Annotated in this window: 16 protein-coding genes and 3 pseudogenes; 9 read left to right on the top strand and 10 right to left on the bottom strand. The window is 63.1% G+C overall.

Annotated elements, in window-relative coordinates; genetic code table 11:
* Window positions 1-170: 170 nt before the first annotated feature.
* The 4 genes from ACUCV3_RS19055 to ACUCV3_RS19040 all read right to left on the bottom strand — a co-directional run bounded on the left by ACUCV3_RS19055 (window position 171) and on the right by ACUCV3_RS19040 (window position 4,306).
* Window positions 171-2,504, bottom strand: a complete 2,334-nt coding sequence (locus ACUCV3_RS19055; RefSeq protein WP_278376753.1) for a xanthine dehydrogenase family protein molybdopterin-binding subunit — start codon at window positions 2,502-2,504, stop codon at window positions 171-173.
* Entirely contained in the window at window positions 2,501-3,484 is a 984-nt protein-coding gene (locus tag ACUCV3_RS19050) for an FAD binding domain-containing protein (RefSeq protein ID WP_482240981.1), read from the bottom strand. Before ACUCV3_RS19050 ends, ACUCV3_RS19055 begins: the two co-directional genes overlap by 4 nt.
* Window positions 3,481-3,987: a 2Fe-2S iron-sulfur cluster-binding protein gene (locus ACUCV3_RS19045; protein ID WP_482240980.1), complete on the bottom strand. Its 507-nt coding sequence runs from the start codon at window positions 3,985-3,987 to the stop codon at window positions 3,481-3,483. Before ACUCV3_RS19045 ends, ACUCV3_RS19050 begins: the two co-directional genes overlap by 4 nt.
* Window positions 3,988-4,093: 106 nt before the next feature.
* Window positions 4,094-4,306 (bottom strand): hypothetical protein, encoded by a 213-nt coding sequence (locus ACUCV3_RS19040; RefSeq protein ID WP_482240979.1) that lies wholly within the window; start codon window positions 4,304-4,306, stop codon window positions 4,094-4,096.
* A gap of 27 nt (window positions 4,307-4,333) precedes the next feature.
* Between ACUCV3_RS19040 and ACUCV3_RS19035 the strand changes: the two genes are divergently transcribed.
* Window positions 4,334-5,164, top strand: a complete 831-nt coding sequence (locus ACUCV3_RS19035; RefSeq protein ID WP_482240978.1) for a S1/P1 nuclease — start codon at window positions 4,334-4,336, stop codon at window positions 5,162-5,164.
* A gap of 1 nt (window position 5,165) precedes the next feature.
* A complete protein-coding gene (locus ACUCV3_RS19030) occupies window positions 5,166-5,366 on the top strand; it encodes a DUF5818 domain-containing protein (RefSeq protein WP_007715055.1) in 201 nt (66 codons plus the stop codon).
* Between the two features lie 24 nt (window positions 5,367-5,390).
* On the opposite strand, the gene ACUCV3_RS19025 is transcribed toward ACUCV3_RS19030, so the two are convergent.
* The 3 genes from ACUCV3_RS19025 to ACUCV3_RS19015 are packed head-to-tail and all read right to left on the bottom strand — an operon-like array spanning window position 5,391 to window position 10,934.
* The gene (locus ACUCV3_RS19025; RefSeq protein ID WP_482240977.1) at window positions 5,391-8,744 is read right to left on the bottom strand and encodes an error-prone DNA polymerase; all 3,354 of its coding nucleotides are present in this window, start codon (window positions 8,742-8,744) and stop codon (window positions 5,391-5,393) included.
* Window positions 8,741-10,282 (bottom strand): DUF6504 family protein, encoded by a 1,542-nt coding sequence (locus tag ACUCV3_RS19020; protein ID WP_482240976.1) that lies wholly within the window; start codon window positions 10,280-10,282, stop codon window positions 8,741-8,743. Before ACUCV3_RS19020 ends, ACUCV3_RS19025 begins: the two co-directional genes overlap by 4 nt.
* Window positions 10,206-10,934: an ImuA family protein gene (locus tag ACUCV3_RS19015; protein ID WP_159367848.1), complete on the bottom strand. Its 729-nt coding sequence runs from the start codon at window positions 10,932-10,934 to the stop codon at window positions 10,206-10,208. Before ACUCV3_RS19015 ends, ACUCV3_RS19020 begins: the two co-directional genes overlap by 77 nt.
* Before the next feature lie 129 nt (window positions 10,935-11,063).
* Here ACUCV3_RS19015 and ACUCV3_RS19010 point away from each other — a divergent pair.
* The 4 genes and pseudogenes from ACUCV3_RS19010 to ACUCV3_RS18995 form a co-directional block, all read left to right on the top strand.
* Window positions 11,064-11,582: pseudogene (locus tag ACUCV3_RS19010) on the top strand (SOS response-associated peptidase family protein); the annotation flags it as partial.
* A 61-nt stretch (window positions 11,583-11,643) separates the two neighbouring features.
* Window positions 11,644-11,865: pseudogene (locus tag ACUCV3_RS19005) on the top strand (TrbC/VirB2 family type IV secretion system protein); the annotation flags it as partial.
* Window positions 11,865-12,134, top strand: coding sequence for a VirB3 family type IV secretion system protein (locus ACUCV3_RS19000; protein WP_037512153.1), 270 nt, complete (start codon window positions 11,865-11,867; stop codon window positions 12,132-12,134). The pseudogene ACUCV3_RS19005 and the gene ACUCV3_RS19000, both read left to right, overlap by 1 nt.
* Window positions 12,131-13,144 (top strand): annotated as a pseudogene (locus tag ACUCV3_RS18995) (conjugal transfer protein TrbE); the annotation flags it as partial. The gene ACUCV3_RS19000 and the pseudogene ACUCV3_RS18995, both read left to right, overlap by 4 nt.
* A gap of 290 nt (window positions 13,145-13,434) precedes the next feature.
* On the opposite strand, the gene trbF reads toward ACUCV3_RS18995, so the two are convergent.
* The gene (gene trbF, locus ACUCV3_RS18990) at window positions 13,435-14,118 is read right to left on the bottom strand and encodes a conjugal transfer protein TrbF (protein WP_482240975.1); all 684 of its coding nucleotides are present in this window, start codon (window positions 14,116-14,118) and stop codon (window positions 13,435-13,437) included.
* A gap of 4 nt (window positions 14,119-14,122) precedes the next feature.
* The gene (locus ACUCV3_RS18985) at window positions 14,123-14,698 is read right to left on the bottom strand and encodes a TrbL/VirB6 family protein (protein ID WP_482240974.1); all 576 of its coding nucleotides are present in this window, start codon (window positions 14,696-14,698) and stop codon (window positions 14,123-14,125) included.
* A gap of 87 nt (window positions 14,699-14,785) precedes the next feature.
* Here ACUCV3_RS18985 and trbG point away from each other — a divergent pair, with 87 nt between their 5' ends.
* From trbG to ACUCV3_RS18970, 3 genes are read left to right on the top strand one after another with little or no spacing between them, the layout of a single operon-like run.
* Window positions 14,786-15,487, top strand: coding sequence for a P-type conjugative transfer protein TrbG (trbG, locus tag ACUCV3_RS18980; RefSeq protein WP_482240973.1), 702 nt, complete (start codon window positions 14,786-14,788; stop codon window positions 15,485-15,487).
* Entirely contained in the window at window positions 15,487-16,758 is a 1,272-nt protein-coding gene (locus tag ACUCV3_RS18975; RefSeq protein ID WP_287004012.1) for a TraB/TrbI/VirB10 family type IV secretion system protein, read from the top strand. The genes trbG and ACUCV3_RS18975 overlap by 1 nt, the downstream gene beginning before the upstream one ends.
* Window positions 16,758-16,967: a DUF2274 domain-containing protein gene (locus ACUCV3_RS18970; protein WP_122928658.1), complete on the top strand. Its 210-nt coding sequence runs from the start codon at window positions 16,758-16,760 to the stop codon at window positions 16,965-16,967. The genes ACUCV3_RS18975 and ACUCV3_RS18970 overlap by 1 nt, the downstream gene beginning before the upstream one ends.
* A gap of 133 nt (window positions 16,968-17,100) precedes the next feature.
* Here the strand turns inward: ACUCV3_RS18970 and ACUCV3_RS18965 are convergent, their stop codons facing one another.
* Window positions 17,101-17,451 carry a response regulator gene (locus ACUCV3_RS18965; RefSeq protein WP_482240972.1) on the bottom strand — a complete coding sequence of 117 codons (351 nt, stop codon included), beginning with the start codon at window positions 17,449-17,451 and terminating at the stop codon, window positions 17,101-17,103.
* Window positions 17,452-17,537 lie beyond the last annotated feature (86 nt).

Below are 17,537 nucleotides of genomic sequence, written 5' to 3'. Positions count from 1 at the left end.
GATATGCCCGGACACAGTGAACGACCGAATGTGGGCGCGTTTCCGCCCTCTTGCATGAGGCTTCTACAGGACGGTGAATGGCCGCTTTGCTGGTTCGGTTTCTCCGAAGCCGAAATTCGGGAAAGTCCCATTTGCCGTCATCACAGCCGGCGTTGCCATCAGTTGATATCCTAAATCAATTTGTCGAGCGTGATCGGCAAATCACGCACGCGTTTCCCAGTCGCATTGTAGATCGCGTTGGCGACCGCCGCCCCCGTACCGGTGATGCCAATTTCGCCGACGCCGCGCGCGCCCATGGGTGTGTGGGGATCGGGTATGTCGGTCCAGATGACATCGATTTCGGGAACGTCCATATGCACGGGCATATGATATTCAGCGAGGCTGGGGTTCATGATCCGTCCGCTCCGCTCGTCGAACTGTGCTTCTTCCATCAGCGCGAGGCCCAGGCCCATGACGATGCCCCCCCTGAACTGACTCGCCGCCGTCTTGGGATTGAGGATGCGGCCGCAGTCGAACGATCCCAGGAAGCGAGATATGCGCGGTTCACCCGTAATCATGTTGACCCGCACTTCGCAGAACATGGCGCCGTGGCTGTGCATCGACCAGTGCATGGTCTCGAGCGGCATGGGCGGCTCGGCTTCGATGACGACGGCGTCGCGCTGGGCGCGCGAGAGGATCGACGTGTAGCTTTCATACCGCGATGGATTGTCCAGGCTGGCTAGGCCGCCATCCCGACTTCCCACCTCTGCCTGTTTCAGCCCAGCCAGAGGCGAGTCATTCCCTGCCAGAGCCAGCAGTTGCGCGACCAGCTTATTGTAAGCCGCAATCACCGAGGCGCCGATCGATGCCGTCTGCTGCGATCCGCCTGCAAGGACCAGCCCAGGCAAGGTTGAGTCGCCATAGTTGAATTGGATGTGTGACATCGGCAGGCCCAGTCGTTCAGCTGCCACCTGTGTCTGCGCCGTAGCCGTACCCATGCCCATTTCGTGCGCGGCGATGTCGATCGTCGCATGGCCGGCGCGAGACAGGGTGATGCGGGCTGCGCCGCCGGGCATCCGGTAATAGGGATAGGTAGCGGTGGCGCATCCCATGCCGATCAGCCATTCGCCTTCCTGGTGCATGCGCGGCAGAGGGTTGCGTCCGCTCCACCCGAAGCGCTCGGCCCCGTCGCGCCATGCCTGGTGAATATGCCGCGCTGAAAAGGGCAGACCGGATATCGGGTCCTTCTCCGGCTCGTTGCGCAAGCGGAGCTCGATGGGGTCGAGACCGAGCTTCTCGGCCAGTTCGTCCATCGCGCATTCAAGCGCGAAGGTGCCCACCGCCTCGCCTGGCGCGCGCATGAATGTGTTACTGGTCATGTCGATCTCGACATGCTGGACGTCCAGCAGGATATTCTCCGCGGCGTAGGCGCTGCGCGTCGGGAGGATGAATGGTTCGGGCATGACATTGTGCGATGTCTTGGCCGTCACACCGCGATGGATGAGTGCGGTGAGCTTGCCCTCGGCGGTCGCGCCCAGAGCAACCTTCTGCTCGGTCGGCGAACGACCACCAACCGTGCGGTAAACACCTTCTCGGGTCAGCATCAATCGGACTGGTCGCTGGGCACGCTTCGCGGCTGCGGCCGCAATGATCTGATGCTGCCACAGCGTTTTACTGCCGAAACCGCCGCCGACATAAGGCGATGTGATGACGACCTTGTCGGCTGGCAAATCGAACACCTGACCCAGCGTCCAGGCCGAATGCGCGACCGCCTGCTGCGCATCATGGATGCGGAGTGTGTCGCCCTCCCACGAAAGCGTGACGGCATGAAGTTCGATGGGATTATGATTGTGGCGCGGCGTCGAATAGGCCGCGTCGATCTTGACGGCGGCCTTTTCGAACGCTGCCTGCGCATCGCCAACCTTGTTATGCAGCGGCTGGCCCATGAACTGTGATTGTGTGGTCCCCCTGGCGATCGCCGCATGGAAGTCGGTCTCTGCCGGCTCGGCCGCATAGGCCACATCGATCAGGCCGGCGGCATGGTCCGCTTGCTCCTGCGTGTCAGCAAGTATGATGGCGATAGGCTGACCGTTCCAGTAAATCTTCTCATCCTGCAGGACGGGAATGCTGTCGCCCGCAGCGGCCTTGGGATCACTCATGAACAGGGGGGCAGGCTTTAGTCTTGGCGCGTTATGATAGGTCATCACGAGCAGGACGCCGGGCGCGCTCTCAGCCGTTTCGACATTGAGCGAGGTGATGCGGCCTTTCGCGATCCTGCTGTAGACGATGGCGGCGTAGACCATGTTTTCCAGAGGAAACTCCGCCGCAAAAGGAGCAGCCCCCGTCACCTTGAGTGGCCCGTCGATGCGCGAGACAGGCTTGCCGACATGACCATGCTGGTGACGGATGAGCGGATCAGGTTCGCCTCCCGGCATCCAGCTATCTGGCGCGAGCGCCACTACTTTCGCCATCGCGCTCTGCATCAGGCCTTGCGCCAACGCCTTGCCGCTATCGATCAGGCTCATGCCATGTCCTCCATCAACTGCGTGAGTACAGCGACCATCGTCCGCTGCGCGAGCGCGACCTTGAAGCCATTGTCCCGGAGCGGCCGGGCATAGGACAGTTCCTCCGCGGCTGCCTTGATGAAGGCATCCACCGTTGCAGGTGATCCACGCAAAAGCGCTTCCACTCTTGCTGCACGCCACGGCTTATGGGCAACGCCGCCGAGCGCCAGCCGGATGTCCCGCACATGCCCCTGTTCCACATCGAGGACAGCCGCGACGGACACCAGCGCGAACGCATAGCTCGCCCGGTCACGGACCTTGCGGTAGGTTGAGCGCGCATTGGGTGACACAGCTGGCAGTTCGATTGCGGTGATGAGTTCGCCCTGCTGCAGATTGGTGTCGATATCGGGTCGCTCGCCGGGCAAGCGATGAAAGTCAGCGAACGCGATCTTTCTTTCGCCGTTGTGTCCTCGCACATGCACAGCGGCGTCAAGCGCAGCCAAGGCCACGCACATGTCCGATGGATGGGTGGCGATACAATGATCGGACGCGCCAAGAATCGCATGATTTCTGGTGAAGCCGCCAATCGCATCGCAGCCGCTTCCCGGGAGGCGCTTGTTACATTGCGTGCCATCCTGGTCGTAGAAATAGAGGCAACGGGTGCGCTGCAGGATGTTGCCGGCGACGGTCGCCATATTGCGGATCTGCGCGCTGGCTCCGGCGACGATCGCGCGGGAAAGAAGGGGATATCGTTCGCGGATGGCGCGATGTTCGGCCACCGCAGTGTTGCGCGCCGCAGCGCCGATCAGCATGCCGCCATCGGATTGCTCGACTATGCCCGTGTCGAGACCTGTCACATCGATCAAGGTCGATGGACGCTCGATATTTTCCCGCATGAGATCGACGAGGTTTGTTCCTCCGCCAAGATAGCGGACGCCGTTACCGGCCTGTCGCAGCGCCTCGTCGGCGTTGGCGGCGCGATGATAGGTAAAGGGGATCATTCGGTGACCTCCGCAAACGTCTCGAGGATCGCATCGACGATGCCATTATGCGCGCCGCAGCGGCACAGATTGCCGCTCATCCGCTCACGAACCTCGTCGCGCGTCATCCCTATGCTGTCGGTGTCGAGCGCGTGCGTTACGTGACTGGGAACGCCGCGTTGCAGTTCGGCGGCCATCCCGACCGCAGAGCATATCTGTCCCGGCGTGCAATAGCCGCATTGGAAACCGTCATGCTCGACAAAGGCCTGCTGAAGCGGGTGCAGATTGTCGGCCGTTCCCAAGCCTTCGATCGTGATGATCTCCTGCCCCTCATATTGAACGGCGAGCGCGAGACAGGAGAGGATCCGCTCCCCATTTGCCAGCACGGTGCAGGCGCCACATGCTCCTTGATTGCAGCCTTTCTTCGATCCGGTGAGGCCCTGATGCTCCCGCAGAAAGTCGAGGAGGGAAACACGAGGGTCTCCAGGACACTCGGCCAAGGCGCCATTTACAAGGATGCTCATCCATCACTCCCCATAGTCGGGTGCGTAAACGATGTAGAAATGCGCGGATCGAGGTTTCGGGCCCATCGACAGCATTTTCCAGATGCGATTGGCGATCGGGCTCTCATCAATCAGGCTGGAAACTACCGCCCGCATAAGCGATGATCGACATGGTGGTGCCACCTTTCTGGAAGCCGATGTGCGCGATGGCACGCCAGGAATTCAGGGCGATAGTTGACAGGCCGACCAGTGGGATAGGTTCACAACCCTGTGTCTGATCCGCCCCATGGTCGAGAGCCGTAGCCTTCCAAATGGATCCAGAATCGAATTGCTGGATCATGCGTGGAGACGCGCTAATGGTGCGTCCATGCGCAAACTCATTCTACCTCTAATCCTTCTCTCGATCACCTCGCCGGCTTTTGCCTGGGGGCCCATCGGCCACCGCGTCACCGGTGCCATTGCCGGCCGGAACCTGAGCGGCCTGGCCCGCGCCAATGTCCAGCTTCTCCTGGGGGACGAAGATCTGGCACAGGCGGCGACCTGGCCGGACGACATGAAATCCGACCCCGCCGATTTCTGGCAGAAGCAGGCCAGCCCATGGCATTATGTGACCGTGCGCGAGGGCGACGCCTATACGAGCGCCGACGCGCCGCCCGAAGGCGACGCGATGAGCGCGCTTGCCCGCTTCACCGCGACGCTGCGTGATCCTGCGGCCTCAATGGACGACAAGCGCCTGGCCCTGCGCTTTGTCGTCCATATTATCGGCGACCTGCATCAGCCACTTCATGCCGGCGGCGGCAACGACCGGGGTGGCAATGACATGAAGGTGAGCTGGTTCGGTCGCTCGACCAATCTCCATTCGGTCTGGGACAGTGCGATGATCGAACAGCGATCGCTCTCCTATTCGGAACTCGCCGACTGGCTGGCGCGCGCGATCACGCCGCAGCAGATCATCGCCTGGAATGTTCGCGATCCAGGCACCTGGATCCGCGAGAGCATCGCGCTGCGCAAGACCATCTATCCCACCGATACCAGCCTGTCCTGGGACTATGCCTATCAGCACCGGCTCGAGCTTGATGATCGGCTCAAGCGCGGTGGTATCCGCATCGCCGCCTATCTCAATTGGGTGTTCGAGAATCCGCAGGACCAGAACCCGTCCCAGGCTCAAACTCCCCGCAAGCCCGCAAGGCACAAATGACATGCCACGCGGCACGCGGCACGAACTGATCGGCATCCTGCTTGGCGGCGATCCCTATCCCGTGCTGCGTGTCGCTGATGGCGGGGAATGGCGGCTCGATTGCCCCAGATCCTGCCGGCATCTTATTGGCCAGAAGGTCCGGGTCGTGGGAACGAGATCCGATTTCGACATGCTCGATGTCGAGCAGATCGAGCCGGCCTGAGCCGCATTGGCGGCTTGCCGCCTTTCAGCGAAAATCCCGTGTCTTGACCTTGATGCCCTCTGTCGGCTGGCCCGGAATGATGCCCGAGCCAAGGCGCAGATCGGGATCGTAAAGATCGCGGGCCCCGCGCCCGAGCGGCCTGTTCGCCGCATCGCGGGGATCGGGAGCCATGGCGCTTCTGACGATATCGGCGCGGCTGACCTGATAGATGCTGGCGACATCCGCCCGCTGGCCGACGCTGGCGAGGAGAGGCGAGAGATCGTCGAGCCGCTGGGCGATGAGATGGATGACCTCGCCCTCCTTCTGGACCTGACCGCGCACGCCCATCATCGAGGCGCCCAGCACCACGCGGCGATGCTTCTCGAAGAGATTGGGCCAGACGACGAGATTGGCGACATCGGTCTCATCCTCGAGCGTGATGAACATGGTGCCTTTGGCGGAGCCCGGCTTCTGGCGCAGGAGAACGAGACCGGCGAGATTGACCCAGCGCCCGTCGCGAATGTCCCTGAGCGCGGCGCAGGTCACCATCTTCCGGCGCGCCAGTTCGTCGCGCAGAAAGGCGAGCGGATGGGCGCGCAGCGAAAGTCCGATCGCGCGATAATCCTCCACCACCTCTTCGCCTTCGCCCATCTGGGGAAGGATGACGTCCGGCTCGATCGCTTCGGGGCGAAGCTTGCCCGCCCTTGCGTCAGCGGCGGCAAAGAGCGGCAAGGCTTCTTCACCAAGACCCTTCACCTCCCAGAGGCCGGCGCGGCGCGAGAGCGCCAGCGAACCAAAGCCACCGGCATGGCCGATCCGGTCGAGCGCGCGGCCGCTGACGCCGGCGCGGCGCTGGATTTCCTCGACACTGGCATAGGGTTCGTTGCCGCGGGCCAGGACGATCGCGGCGCCATCTGCATTTTTGAGCTCTCGCGCATAACGCAGCCCGATCCTTAACGCATGATAGCGGCCTTGGGTCGGCTCGAGCGTGCAGTCCCAGCGGCTGTGATTGACGTCGATGGGGCGGACCTCGACCCCATGCTGGCGCGCGTCGCGGACGATCTGGGCGGGCGCATAAAAGCCCATGGGCTGGGCGTTGAGGAGCGCTGCGCAGAAGACGTCGGGATGATGGCATTTCATCCAGGAAGAGGCATAGGCGATGAGCGCGAAGGATGCGGCGTGGCTCTCGGGAAAGCCGTAGGAGCCAAAGCCCTCGATCTGCTTGAAGGTCTGTTCGGCAAAGTCGCGCTGATAGCCGCGCGCGATCATGCCGTTGATGAGCTTGTCGCGGAAATGGGACACCCCGCCGGTCAGCTTGAAGGTCGCCATCGCCCGGCGCAGCAGATCGGCCTCCGACGGCGTGAAGCCCGCGCATTCGATCGCGACGCGCATCGCCTGTTCTTGGAAAAGGGGCACGCCCAGGGTCTTTTCCAGCACCCGGCGCAGTTCTTCGGTCGGATAGCTGATCGCTTCCTTTCCCTCGCGGCGACGCAGGTATGGATGGACCATGTCGCCCTGGATCGGGCCCGGGCGCACAATCGCCACCTCGACCACCAGGTCATAGAATTTGGTGGGCTTGATCCGCGGCAGCATCGCCATCTGCGCCCGGCTCTCGATCTGGAAGACGCCCAGCGTATCGGCCTTGCGGATCATCGCAAAGGTTTCCGGATCATCATGGGGAATGGAGGCCAGGTCCATGACGATCCCCTTGTCATCCTCGAGGAGAGCAAAGGCGCGGCGCATGCAGCCCAGCATGCCTAGACCCAGCACATCGACCTTCATGAAGCCGAGCGCATCGATATCATCCTTGTCCCATTCGATGATCTGGCGATCGGGCATGGCGGCGGGCTCGATCGGCACCAGTTCGTCGAGACGCCCAAGCGTCAGCACGAAGCCGCCGGGATGCTGGGACGTGTGCCGCGGCGTATTGATGAGCGTGCGGGCAAGCTCGAGCGTCAGCGCCAGGCGCTTGTCGCTCGTGTCGAGATTGAGTTCTTGCGCATGTTTCGCCTCGACGCCGTCGCGGGCCCAGCCCCAGACCTGACTTGAAAGGCCCGACAGCATGTCTTCGCTGAGCCCCAGCGCTTTGCCGACCTCGCGCACGGCGCCGCGCGCGCGAAAGCGGGAAATGACGGCGGTCAGCGCCGAACGCTCGCGGCCATAAGTCTCATAGATCCACTGGATCACTTCCTCGCGCCGCTCGTGCTCGAAATCGACGTCGATATCGGGTGGCTCGCGCCGCTCGGCGGACACGAAGCGCTCGAAGAGCAGCTCGGATTTGACCGGATCGATCGAGGTGATGCCGAGTACGAAGCAGACTGCCGAATTGGCGGCGCTGCCGCGCCCCTGGCATAAAATATCCTTCGAGCGTGCAAACTGGACGATCGAATGAACGGTGAGGAAATAGGGCGCATAGGCCAGATCACCGATCAGCCGAAGCTCATGGGAAAGCTGTTCGCGGACATTGCCGGGAATCCCATGAGGATAGCGGCCTGGCGCCTTTGTCCAGGTGAGGCGCTCTAATTCCTGCTGCGGGGTAAGGCCGCTTTCCCCGATCTCGTCGGGATAGGTATAGGTGAGCTGACCAAGGTCGAAGCGGCACGCCCGCGCGATCTCGACACTGCGACGGAGCGGCGTCAGGTCGCCCAGATAGCGGGTGAAAAGCCGCTCCATTTCCGCGACGGATTTGAGATGCCGGTCGGCAAAACGCTCGCGGCGCTGGCCCAGCGTATCGACCGTGCATTTTTCGCGGATGCAGCTCACCACATCCTGCAGCAGCCGCCGCTCGGGCGCATGGTAGAGAATGTCGCCGGTGGCGACGGTCTGGACCCCGGCGCGCGCGGCGAGGCGGGCAAGATCGCGCAGTCGGATCGCATCGCGGGGCCGGCGCCGGATCGAAAGGGCGAGATAAGCGCGGGCCCCGAAGGTGACAGCAAGCCGGTCGAGCGCTTCCTCGCACGCTGCATCGGCGCGGTCGGGCACCAATATGCCGATCGTTCCTTCCACCCAGTCCGCCACGTCCGACCAGTCGAGATGGCAGCTGCCCTTGCCGCCACGGGCCTTGCCGATGCTCAAAAGTCGGCAAAGCCGTGAATAGGCCTCCCGGTTCGTGGGATAGACGAGCAACGAGGTGCCGCAGACAAGGTCCAGCCGGCAGCCTATGATCGCCCGGCAGCCTGTGACCTTCTGCGCGTCCCAGGCCCGCACGGCGCCGGCAAGACTGTTGCGATCGGTGACACCAAGCGCGGGCAGTCCCAGTAGCGCGGCGGCCGAGAACAGCTCCGCGGGGCTGGAGGCACCGCGCAGAAAGGAGAAATGGGTGGTAACCTGCAGCTCGACATAGCGGGCGCCCTCAAGATCATCCGCCTGTTCGTCCCCGAGATCATCCTCGGACATCATGCAAAGGCACCATGGATGAACCAGCGCATCGGGCCGGTGGACGCCTGTTCGCCATCGCCCATGCGGAACAGCCAGTAACGCGCGCCGCTTGACGTCTCGACCTGGAAATAGTCGCGCACGGCATAGGGTGTGTCCGCCTCATGGCCCTCCTCACGCCACCATTCGCCATGCAGGCGCTCTGGCCCATCAGCCTGGGCGATCCGATGGCGCCGCCCCCGCCAGACGAACATGGCGGGCGGATGATCGGGCAGCATCGCCATGACGTCGACGGGTTCTGGCGGGACCAGCATGCGGGCGGGGCGGGGAAGATCATCGGCCCAGCCAGCGCCACCGGCCGATGACAGCGGCGCGACATGCCCGACTTCGCGTTCGGGCATGCTGCTCGCGCGCGGCGCGGAGCGATAGAGGCTGCGCGCGCCAAAGCGATTGGCGAGCGTATCGACGATCGCGGTAATATCCGGGCCGCGATCCTCGCCAGCCAGGACGCTCCCGACCTGGGCGGCCGCCATGGGCTGGGTGAGAGACGCGACCAGCGCCATCGCCTCGATCCCCATGCCCGGATCGATCGTCTCGATCTTCTGGGAGAGCAATTTCGCCAGATGGCGCACATCGCGCGAGGGGGAAGCAGTCCCGACCCTCACGGCCTGTCTGGCACCATCGACCCGCTCGAAATGAAGATCGAGCCGGCGCGCGCCTGTGCCCGCGCGCAGCAGGAGGCGGGCAAGATCGGCGCAGAGGTCGGCGATGACCTGGGCGATGGCATCGGCAGTGCCGATCGGTTCGAGCAGGCTGCGCCGGACGCGCGGCAAGCTGGCGCGATAGATCGGATCGATGGGTTCGGGCACCTGGCCCAAGGCCTGGTCGAGGCGCTTGTAGAGCTGGCGGCCGAATCGCTTGGCGAGCGGCGCACGCGGCGCGGCGATCAGCTGCTCGATGCGCTCGAACCCCATGCGGCGCAGTTCGCTCGCGACGCCCGGCTCGATGCGCAGCGCGGTGACCGGCATGATCGAGAGCGCGGCGCGCGTGGCGCCGGGCTCGATGATGTTCGGCCGTCCTGATGGCACAAACCGTGCCACCGCATGGGCGCAACCGGGCGTGTCGGCGACCGCGACCTGGCAGGCGAGGCCCGAGCCACTGACCCGGCGCATCATGTCCTTGAGGAGTGGCACTTCGCCCTCGAAGAGATGGGCGCAGCCGGTAATGTCGATCCACAGGCCATCAGGTGGATCGGGCGCGACGATCGGAGAATAGCGCTTTCCCGCCCACAGAGCGAGCCGGCGCAGGCCCTCAAGATCGCCCTCGGGATCGGCATCCACCACGTCCAGCTCCGGCGCCAGCGACCGGGCACGCGTTACCGTCATGCCGCTGGCTATGCCAAGCCGGCGCGCCTCCTCGTCCACGGCCGCGATCAGGCGGCGGCCATGGTCGACATGGGCGGTGACGAGGGGCGGTGCGCCGCCTTCAGGCGGCCTGCCGGCTTTGCGACGGATACGATCCGTCGACCAGCGCGGCAGGAACAGCGAGACAACCCGTCTCATCGCTTCCCTCTACGGTCCAGATTTGGGGTTCGGTGCCGCGCGCGCGCTCAAGCGCCAGCGACCAGCGCGGACGCGCGAGACCGGGAAAGCCCAGCGCCGGGCTGGGCACGGCCCGCACCCGCCAGCGGGTCAGCGCGGCGCTGCCCTCGGCCTGGCTTTCAGGGGGCATGGCGCGGCGAAAGACCATGGTCAGCACGCCCGATTGTTCGGCTGCCAGCTGCAGCCGGCGCGAGGCGGTGAGGGACATTTTCCTGAGTTCCCCGACGACGCCGCCAAGGCCGGGGTGACGCAGGCATTCCTCCATCGCGATGAGGACATTGGTGTCATTGCCCGCTTCCACGAAGATGACCCGATCGGGGTGGAGCCCGGCGAGATGCAGGGCCGGCGAAAACAGGTCGCGCCAGTGGAGGCACCAGATGATCTGGCCCTGCGACCGCGCGAGAATGCCGGCCAGGAAAATGGTCGCGGCTGCATCGTCGGAAAGGTCCGGACTGCCGGCGACCTCATGGAGCGCGCCGGTCGCTATGCCGCCGCCCGGCAGATGATCGTCAATGGCGTCGATGCCGAAGGGCAGCACCGGATGCCGACCGCCCACGGCTTCCACCTGCGCGATACGCGCACGCAGCTCGTCGAGGATGGCGGTTTTGGACATGGAGGCAGGGACTCGAAAATATATTCCCCATTTGTTCGCTCCAATCCTGCGCCAGAGTCAATGGCATTTCGTTCTTCATATGTTCCATGTTAAGGAGATGGCTTCGAGTCCCGGCAAGGAGGTCCCATCATGTCACGGCTGCATTGCGCGCGGGCGAGCATCGCCGAGATCGCGGCGCACTTCGGGGTCGATCCCTTGCCGTCGGTCGCGGTACCTGAGGAGACGGTGGAAGGGCTGCCGGGGCTGGTCGTCTTCGAGAAAGGCGGCCGGCGCCTGTTGCGGTCCATGACATGGGGTTTTCCGCGCCTGACCAAGGATATGCGCGCGCGCGGCGAAGAAGCGGGGCGGATCGGCTTGGTCGCTGATCTCACCAACCCAATGTGGGAGGAGATGGTGGTCGATCCGCGCTATCGCTGCCTCATCGTGCTCACCCATTTTGCCAATCCCGATGGCGTGCCCGGTGCCAAGACCAGGACCTGGTTTTCGGTGAAGCGCCAGCCGATCATTGCCTGGGCCGGATTCTGCCGAAACCTGCTGAGCGAGGGGCCGGTCTATGCCGGCATGACGATGGAGGCCAATGCCGCGATTCCGCCGACCAACGACCGGATGCCGGTGCTGCTTGATCCCCATGACTATGACGCCTGGCTGCATGGCGGCATCCAGGATGTGATCCGGTTCCAGTTCCGTTCGCCCTTTGCGGCAGAACGGATGGGAGGCACCGCTCCAGTCGATCCTCCAGTCGATCGAAGGGCCAGTTGCCAAGATCATCGCGGTCATCGTCATCATCGTCACGGGGCTCAGCCTTGCCTTTGGCGACACATCGGGTGGCTTCAGGCGGTTGATCCAGATCGTCTTCGGCCTCTCGATCGCCTTTGCAGCATCGAGCTTCTTCCTGTCCTTCTTCAGCTTCGGCGGCGGGGCGCTCATCTGATGCAGGACCATGACACCACGCCCGGCTTCCATGCGCCTGTCTATCGGGCGCTGGGCGAACCGATATTGCTGGGCGGGGCGCCGCGCTCGCTGGCGATCGTCAATGGTACGCTGGCAGGTGCGGTCGGACTTGGTCTTCGGCTCTGGATATTGGGCCTCGCCCTGTGGGCCATCGCCCATTTCCTCGCCGTCTGGGCCACGCGCAACGACGCACAGTTCGTGGATGTGGCCCGCCGCCATCTCAAATATCCCGGATGGATGCAGCCATGATGTCATTGCGGGAATATCGATCGACGTCGGCCTGCCTGGCAGACTTCCTGCCCTGGGCGGTGCTGGCGGCACCGGGCATCGTCCTCAACAAGGATGGGTCGTTCCAGCGTACGGCCAGGTTCCGGGGCCCGGATCTCGACAGCTCGACGCCCGCAGAACTTGTTGCCGTCGCGGCGCGCATCAACAATGCGCTGCGACGTCTGGGATCAGGCTGGGCTGTGTTCGTGGAAGCGCAGCGTCTGCCCGCGCAAGCCTATCCCCAAGGCCTGTTCTGCGACCGGGCATCGGCTCTGGTGGACATGGAGCGCCGCGCGCAGTTTCGCGAGGCCGGCGTCCATTTCGAGAGCTTCTATTATCTGACCCTGCTCTGGCTGCCGCCGGCCGAGGAAATCTCGAGGGCGGAATCCTGGCTTTACGAAGGGCAAGTGAAAGGCGCACTCGCCCCACTGACCCATCTGCGAAATTTTGCCGACCGGACAGATCGGCTGATCCATCTGCTCGACGGCTTCATGCCTGAAGCGCGATGGCTCGACGATGGCGAGACGCTGACTTTCCTCCACAGCTGCATTTCGACCCGGCACCAGCGGGTTCGCGTTCCCGAAACACCGGCCTATATCGATGCGCTTCTTGCCGATGAGGGCCTGTCCGGCGGTTTCGAGCCGCGCCTTGGCGACCATTATCTGCGCACCCTCACCATCACCGGTTTTCCGACGTCGACCTTCCCCGGTCTCCTGGACGAGCTTAACGCGCAGGCCTTTGCCTATCGCTGGTCGACCAGAGCGATCATGCTCGACAAGAATGATGCGACCAGATTGCTGACCCGAATCCGGCGGCAATGGTTTGCCAAGCGCAAGTCTCTTGCCGCAATCCTCAAGGAGGTGATGACGAACGAGCAGTCTGTCCTGCTCGACAGCGACGCTGCGAACAAGGCCGCTGACGCAGACATGGCGCTCCAGGCGCTGGGCGCCGATCATGCTGGCATAGCCTATGTAACGGCGAGCGTAACGGTAACCGCCCTGGCTGGGCTGGATACGAGCCGCTGTGTTGGCTGATTTCACATCCCGCTGAGGCGCAGCCGGAAGCGTCCGGACGACATGCGGCACAGGCTTGAGCTGCCCCGGCAGTGGCATGGGCACCGGAAGTGGCACGACTTTGATTGTGGCGTTGCTGGAGGAGCGCTTTGCCGCTGCCATTTCTCCGCTGTCCTGCGCATATGCGGGCGCCATCGACAGAGGCGCGACCATGAACGCGACCAGCAAGGGGACGGCACCGCCGGCAACCAGGGAGGGGCGAGGCTTTGTCACTGTCCGAACTCCTTTGACCAGTTGAGGGCATCGACGAAGATTCCGAGCGGGTTTCTGGTGAGGACGTCCTCGGATTGAGGAGGCTGGAGCGCCACGGTCAGGATTGCCGACCATCGGCTGGTGTCGCTCAATATGCCCTGCTCATAGCGTCGTTCGACCCTGGCGATCCTGAAGCTGTCATCCGAGGCGCGGATGACGCTCGATATCTCGACTGCCACCTGAATTCGCCCGACCTTGGTGAAAGGATCATCGCGCCGCACATATTCGCTCAGTGCTGCCGCCCCCCTGTCGGTCGTGAAGTCATAGGCGCGCAGCCAGTTCTGACGCAGGATGATGGGATCCGTCGGCAGGCTCCTGACCTGCTCGACAAAGCGGGCGAGATGAAAGGCGATCTGGGGATCCGTTGGGCGATAGTCGCGCGTTGCGGGTGCCACCGCCTGCGCTTGGCCAAGCTTGTCGACCTCGACGATCCAGGGCGTCACGGTTCCGCGCGCCATTTGCCACAGCAGCCCGATGCTCATCGTCGTGGAGAGAGCCAGGCTGGCGAAGAATGCCAGGCGCCAGTTGCGCGCCTGCACGCGTGACGAACCAATCCGGTCATCCCAGACTTGAGCGGCCCGCTGATATGGGGTCACTGCTTCGGGCGACTTTCCATAATGGACCGATGTTCGCTGGAACATGATGTCAGTTCCTTTCGCTGATATTGGGGCCGGCGCCGCCACCATGGCTGTCGCCGCTTTTGAGCGTCTGGCTGGCGACGGTGGCGCCGTGGCTGATCATCTGGCGTCGCTTCATAGCCATCGCCCAATGCGGCACATGGCCAGCGCCATCCTGGGCGATCGCGCCTGAAGACTGTCCTGTGGCGCCTGAACGCCCTTGTGCAAAACCGTCCTTGAGACCAGCGGCGCTGTTGCGCAGCGGCGAGGCAAGCGATGCCGCAGCGCTCTTTGCGACCTCTGCCAGACCACCGCCCACCGCGGACGCACCGAATTTCCCACTGGCGCCGGCTGAATAGGCCCGCGTTGCAGCGCCAGCGATCCGGGCGCCGCTCGCTGCCGCGCTGCCTGCCGCGCTTCCGATGGCGCCGGCTGCCAGCCTTCCACCCGCGCCGCCAGCTGCCAGGGTCGCCGCCGCTGCGACCGCCGTACCCGCTGCGCTCCCGGCGCCAAGCTGCGGACCGCCCGAGACGATCCCATTGGCTATGCCGGGACCGAAAATGCCCAGCCCCAAGAGCGTCAGTGCAGCAAGGGCTATCGACATCACCTGTGCCAGATCCGGTTCAGCGGGGATGCCAGCGGTCGTAAAGCGTGCGAACAAGCTCGTTCCGATCCCGGTTATGTGAATGCTATGCAGCGCTATGCATTCGCAGATGGCGCGCTCTATCAGGTCTATGCTGCGCCCGGGCAAGTTACCGACATCATGCTACAGGAAGGCGAGGAACTTGTAGGCGCCGGTCCGATCGCCGTCGGCGACACTGTACGCTGGATCATCGGGGATACGGTGAGCGGGAGTGGCTCCTCGCTGCGCGTTCATGTGCTGGTGAAGCCGACGAGAGGCGATATCGCCACCAACCTCATCATCAACACGAACAGACGCACCTACCATCTCGAACTGAACGGGACGCCATCGACCTACATGTCATCGGTGTCCTGGACTTATCCACAGGATGCGCTGTTCGCATTGAAAGCTGCAGCGGCGCAGGAAAGCCGCAATGCGCCGGTCGCGACGGGCTTGGATCTGGCATCCCTGAACTTCCGTTACCAGATAAAAGGGGATCTGCCTGCTTGGCGCCCGCTGCGTGCGTTTGACGATGGCCGTCAGGTCTTGATCGAGTTTCCCTCGGACATCGCGACCGGCGAAATGCCACCGCTTTTTGTTACGGGTTCGTCAGGATCGGCCGAGCTTGTTAATTACCGTGTGCAGGGTCACTTCATGATCGTCGATCGCCTTTTCAGCGCAGCGGAACTGAGGCTTGGGGACAAGAAAACCAGCAAACTGGTGCGCATCGAACGGATCGATCCGAAGCCAGTTCATCGGGCAAGCCGATGATGAGCTGCGTGGAGAATAGTAGCAAGCCGGGCGACAAGGTCGAGGACCAAGTCGCGATCGATAAACACGACGACATCGCGTCCTCCAATGTATCAAAAGGCAAAAATTCTGAGGCGCTTGCGTTGCGGGCGGCCTCGCCGCCGGCCATGCGTCTGTCCCGGAAAGCGATCGGGCTTCTGGCGGCCGTCAGTTGCATCTGCATTGCCGGAACATTGATCTATGCCCTGCGGCCAAAGACGATCGACGGCGTCGAAAACATACCGGTCTCGCACGGCCGCATCAAAGCCGAAACCATAGCCTCAGCACCCGACGACTATTCCAAAATTCCCAAATTGGGGGTGCCATTGACCGACGCTCCGGGACAGCCGCTGCTTGAAGCGCAACAACAGCCAAGCCTGACGAACCCCGGCCGCTCGGCACCCAGCGATGAGCGCCTGACGGCGCGCCAGCAAGAGCGGGACCGCCGGAGGAGCGTGCGTGAGGCCGCGCTATCGAGCAGATTGTTTCTTGCCTCAGCGTCGACGGTTGCAAGGGCGAAGGAACCGGACGGGGGGCTACCAGCGGAGGCCAGAGCTCCCCGGGACCCGAGGGTAGAAACTGAAAGCCAGCCCCTCCAGTCCCGAACCGCCGATACTAATAGGCGCACGTTTCTGGCGCCGGTCGCTATCGCCGAGGCAAGCACACAGCGCGTTGCGAATTCGGCATCGCCCTATGTCGTGCAGGCGGGCAATGTCATCCCCGCTGCGCTGATCACAGGCATCCGATCCGATCTTCCCGGCCTTATCACCGCGCAGGTGACGGAAAATGTTTATGATAGCCCGTCGGGCCAGATCCTGCTCATCCCGCAAGGGTCTCGGTTGATCGGCGAATATGATAGTGCGACCGCAGCGGGACAGCAGAGGATCTTGATCGCCTGGGACCGCCTGATTTTTCCCGACAGCCGTTCGATTCTGCTCGACCGGCTTCAGGGCGCCGATCAGTCCGGCAGGTCGGGCCTGCAGGATGGTGTGGACAATCATTGGGCCGGCTTGCTCGGCGCAGCATTCATCTCGACCCTGTTGAACATGGGGACCGAGGTCATGGCCGACGATGACGGAAGTCTCGTGCGAGCGCTGCGATATGGCACGCAGGACAGCATCCGTCAGGCAGGCCGACAGACCATCGGGCGGCAACTGACGATTCCCCCGACACTCACCATCAGACCTGGCCATCCTCTGCGCGTGATGGTGAAGCGAGACATCATACTGAAACCATGGGAAGGGCAAAAGTGATGGGCAAACTCAAGCTAGGACCGATCGAGGATGATAAGCCAGTCAAAATCTCGGTCGAACTTTCCGCCGCGGTACATCGGGATCTGATGGCTTATGCGCGCATCCATGCCAGCGACACCGGACTGACCCATCCCATGGCAATTGAGCGATTGATCGGCCCGATGCTGGAGCGTTTCATGGCCAGCGATCGGGGTTTCAGAAGAGGATGATGCCCAAACGGCCTCCGACAAACTTTTGCGTGATAAAATAGTCCCAAGAAATGAGTCTGGTGCAGCAGGTTACTCTCCAGCAATCAGACTCTCACTTTTTTCCTGCCGCAACCGATGATGGAAGGTGTGAGCGTCAGGATGCGCCATTTGCACTGTCTCCAAGCAGTGACCTGAGCCTTTCGACCGGTTGGCCAGGCTTCATAACAAGCGGCAAGTGAGGGTGCCGCGCTTGCAGTTCTGGAGGAAGTCCGGCAGCACTGTACACTAGGAACGGTATTGCGCTTTCTATCAGCAAAAGTGCTAGAGGCGTCACATCGCGATCCCGGAGATTTGCGTCAACGATGGCAGCGTCAATCTTGGCCTGGGTAAGGAAATTGACGGCTTCACTGACGGCTGAAAACGGCCCGGCGACTGTGCCGCCTACACTGTCCACATTATCACAAATCACCATCGCAATCAGCGGGTCGTCCTCGACGACCAGCACGCACGATCCTGACAGCATATGTCCTCCCTAGAAGCGGGAGCACGAGGTCTCTCAGCCGGTGACGCGCCACACATGTCACCGATAGA

It is taken from the genome of Sphingobium sp. VMM, assembly GCF_056790315.1.
Note: the sequence above shows the minus strand (reverse complement) of the source record. Positions and strands in the feature narration are given on the sequence as shown.